Genomic DNA, 4,096 nt, shown 5'->3' with positions numbered 1-4,096 from the left:
TTCCCGCGGTATGGTGTCGTGCGGTTGACTGTCCCACGAAGTGGAGACTGTCAAGCCGAAAACGACGGCATACGGAATGTGGATTTGCAAATTAAAACAAAACCGCATGCACTATACCGTGTGTTAGGCCTCGTTTTTCATTATTTTATATTCATTGATCCAGTTATCATTTGTAAATATTAAATCGGGCTGATCTTCAATCCATTCAAAATTATCAATTGAATAAAATTTTCCACCACATTCGCAGTTTGAATTATTGTCAAAGTTTTTAGTATTGAAACACTTATCACAGATAACTGTATTAGTCATAGAATGTGTATCTAATTTATGCCTAAAGAAAAAATAATAAATCATTACGCCAAGAGATAAAATGATTGACTTTATTAGAATCTCATTGTAATACTTAGGTAAATCAGATAATTTAACAACATAGGGCTCAGTAGAAAAAAATGGAAACCCTTTACCAAATGTAATTGGTACAATGATACTATAACAAACTACTATAAAGAATGTCCATATTCCAGCTCTAAGGGTATATTTAAGCCTGTTATTTTGCTTTTTTAAAGTCTTCTTATTATCCTCAGATTTAAGTTGAAAATAAGTCTTTTTTCTCCACATGAAGTAATGCGTTATCAATAGTTTTAATAATGTCAATGTTGTCGGAATCCGCTAAACAGGCTTTATCAAATGTCAGGTACATTTTATTTTCCCTTGCTTTAATTAACCCCTCGCTTATATTCACTAAATCTAAACCTCTATTATAGCATTCAATCAATAGGTTATATTCAATGTCGAAGTAATTAGCCGCTAATTTTTCATTTAAGTTCATGAGGTATCTCAATGGAATATTCTTAAACTTATATTTAACCAATTTGAAAAATGAAATATCAATATCATTTAATCTGGCAGCAATAAATATTCCTATTGGAAAGATTCTAAAAAGTATAAGTATTGATGCTATTATAATTAAAGTAATCATCATTTTTATTGGTCAAATTGAAATGAGGCCTAACGTTCCCGCGGTATGGTGTCGTGGCAGTTTCTTTCACTTGTGAAAGGAACTGTCAGGACGAAAGGAGCCGGCTGCGAACGTTGAAATATTTGGTTTAAAAGTACTGCCATGCACTATACCGTGTGTTGTAGGTAGTTTTATTTTTCAACAATGATATTTCTTGTAATAATTAAATTTGAGGTGGTTATGATTTTAACTATATAAAATCCATTTTCTATATTTGAAATGTCAATCTTATTCTCATTAAATGAATTTAATAATCTCCCATTTAAATCATAAACCTCAATAGTCTTAATATTATTTATGTTGACATTGATTGTTTTCGTAGCCGGTATCGGATATAAACTGATGGGGTAATCAATGTTTGTTTCATTTGAAAGGATAACAGATTTATTTAGTTTAACAATCCAAAAGATATTGTGTCCATAGTAACCAGTATATTCCTCCTCTGATATGGCTGAAAAAATTAAACTAGAATCTCTCTCAACGATAGAAATTCCACGATCAGATTCAGTATTTCCAAAAACTTTTGAAGTTATTAACTTGCCATCAGGCGTTAGCATTATAATTAATACATCAAATTTTCCATTATTTAATTGCACATCTTTATCGTTTGAATTACTTTCCCCGATAATTACTAAGTTTTTATCCTCTAGTTCTATTGCCTGAGTTGCTAAGTCAAATGCGCTACCACCGAATTGTTTCGACCAATAGATTACACCTTCTTTAGATATTTTCGTTATCCAAAGATCAAAACCACCATTGTTAACTGTATTCGGAATGTCATCCGAATCTGAACATCCATTTATAATTAAATCACTAGAGTTTAATTGAACAATGGAATATGCAAAATCACTTTTGCTAGCTCCTAATGTTTTTGTCCATAATGTATCACAGGATGTATTTATTTTAACTAATAGCGCATCAAATGGGAACTTTTGATTATTCCCAACATACATTAAACTACTATCGTCAACAGTGATAATGTCATTGAAATACTCAAAATTATAGAAAGGTTGGATTACAGTTGTTAGAGAATCTCCAAATTCATTTAACTTAGTTATCCAAATTCTTGTACTATCAGTAGTTCCAATATCATAAATATTCATATAATCGGTTTTCCCTAAAACATAAAAATCGTTATTCATATCTTGTGTAATAGAGGTCACCTCATTTTCAACGGAATCTCCAAATACTGTTGACCATTGTATTTCACCTTTATTATTAATCTTAAATACCCATGTATCTAAATTACTTATTTTACGTACTACATCACCATCGTTTGAGTTAGTGTTTGCAGCTAAAATAAATTGATTATCATTTGACTCAATTACTGATTTTAGCTCATCTTTTTTTGAACCTCCATAGCATTTACTCCAAAGTATTGTTCCACTTTCATTTAAAAATGCAACCCAAATATCTTTATAACCATGGTTGTCGTTAAATATTCCATCTGAAGAATTTGCAGTTCCAAATAACATGTAACCATTTGGTTGTTTTTTTATTATGATATTGTCCTGCTCATAGGAGGATGTTGGAATGTATTTTTGCCACTGAATTAGTTGAGCACTACTCATAAAAGAACTAATGCAACTCACTAAAAAATATATTGAAAGTCTTTTCATAATCGAGTTGTTTATTTTTTAAAAAATTACCTACAACGTTTCGCGTATATGTGACGCAGCTACCTACGAATAAGCGTTGTAAACTCAAGATACATAAATTTTCAGAATATTTTTTTTCGGAGCGACAAAGGTAGCTGTGACATATATACGCTGTTGTGCTTCGTGCTTGTTTATAAAAATATTAATCATGTATTTGGTTAATTAATTCAATTCCAATAATTATCCCTTCTTTACTCAAATCAAGGATAATATCTCCTTCAATTTCATGTTCTAATTCAAGACAATCACAATATTCTAATTTTGATCTATTTCTATCTGAACTACTAGGTTTGTACAGTGAAATATATGGTCGCCTAATCCATCCTACTACTTCGAGTTGGGTTAATTGTTCTATGAGATCAGTTCTCTCGGGAGCTTGATCTTTAATTAAGTCTATAAGAATTTCCTTTCTGAAGTATGGATCTTTCATAGCATGAAGCACAACGGCGGCAATATGCAAAGTTGGGGATTACGGAGCGATTCACTATCAAGCTATACAGAACTTGCTACGAGCCAACCCCCTTGAATAACCTATTAAACCCCAATTTTGTATATTGCATGTTGTGCGTTCGTGCATTTTTTATTCAATTCTGTCCATTAAATAGTTCGGTTTTATATCATCAGGCAATTTATCCCAAATATGTTTTGGAATCCCAGGTTTATCCTTTTGTCCAATCTCCATATCATTATCAAATGACTGAACAAATTCCCAATATGTTATGAAAAAATCACCTTCATGAATAAACTCCATCCAACCATCAGCAACAAGTTTTTCGTCTTTATCATAGATTGCTATACTTGAATAATTTTCAACGTAGCTTTCCAAATAATACGTATCATGTCCTTCTATACAACTCTCTGACCAATCAAATTTTAAATCCGATTTATCAATCCCATAAAATCTTAAGTCCAGCAATAATTGCGACTCAACTAATCTCCTAAGGTTAATACTCATCGGACTTGATAATCCTAAATCGTTATAGTTTGGTTTATTATTCATAGTTTATCTTATCAATCTACCGATGAGCTGTCTTTTTTTGCATGACGCACAACGTTCCCGCGGTATGGTGTCGTGCGGTTGACTGTCCCACGAAGTGGAGACTGTCAAGCCGAAAACGACGGCATACGGAAGATAGATTTGCAGGTTAAAAGAAACCGCATGCACTATGACCGCGTGTTGTGTGTTGCCCTATTTTAATTATTAAAATATTTCTTAGTCCGGTAACCAACCTGTTTTAATTTTCAGAATTATGTCAATTAATCTGTTTCTTTCTCCGAGATTCGTTAAGTCAAGGCAAACTATTTTATTTATTTCCTTGTAATCAACAAATGCATTTGTAATTGCGAACCAAACTCCTTCGTTAAAGTCATTATGCCAGGTAGTCATTGGTTCTGTTTCAAAATCGTCAGGATTATCAAT

Annotated in this window: 6 protein-coding genes; all 6 read right to left on the bottom strand. The window is 32.1% G+C overall.

Translation table 11 applies throughout. The features are described 5' to 3' along the window. Nucleotides 1–123: 123 nt before the first annotated feature. Entirely contained in the window at nucleotides 124–309 is a 186-nt protein-coding gene (locus ACE1EF_RS19920) for a hypothetical protein (RefSeq protein ID WP_375722468.1), read from the bottom strand. 277 nt (nucleotides 310–586) lie between these two features. After that, complete coding sequence (locus tag ACE1EF_RS19915) at nucleotides 587–982, bottom strand: flotillin-like FloA family protein (RefSeq protein WP_375722467.1); 396 nt, start codon at nucleotides 980–982, stop codon at nucleotides 587–589. Between the two features lie 167 nt (nucleotides 983–1,149). Further along, nucleotides 1,150–2,637, bottom strand: coding sequence for a T9SS type A sorting domain-containing protein (locus tag ACE1EF_RS19910; RefSeq protein ID WP_375722466.1), 1,488 nt, complete (start codon nucleotides 2,635–2,637; stop codon nucleotides 1,150–1,152). A gap of 181 nt (nucleotides 2,638–2,818) precedes the next feature. Continuing rightward, nucleotides 2,819–3,106: a hypothetical protein gene (locus ACE1EF_RS19905; protein ID WP_375722465.1), complete on the bottom strand. Its 288-nt coding sequence runs from the start codon at nucleotides 3,104–3,106 to the stop codon at nucleotides 2,819–2,821. Nucleotides 3,107–3,256: 150 nt separating this feature from the next. Continuing rightward, entirely contained in the window at nucleotides 3,257–3,676 is a 420-nt protein-coding gene (locus ACE1EF_RS19900) for a hypothetical protein (RefSeq protein WP_375722464.1), read from the bottom strand. A 213-nt stretch (nucleotides 3,677–3,889) separates the two neighbouring features. Next, a partial coding sequence (locus ACE1EF_RS19895) for a hypothetical protein (RefSeq protein WP_375722463.1) occupies nucleotides 3,890–4,096 on the bottom strand: 207 nt, incomplete at its 5' end.

The organism is Quyinboa sediminis (assembly GCF_042219855.1).
GTDB lineage: Bacteria > Bacteroidota > Bacteroidia > Bacteroidales > UBA5342 > JBHJHP01.
The sequence above is the reverse complement of the archived record's forward strand: the minus strand, read 5'-3'. Positions and strand labels throughout refer to the sequence as shown.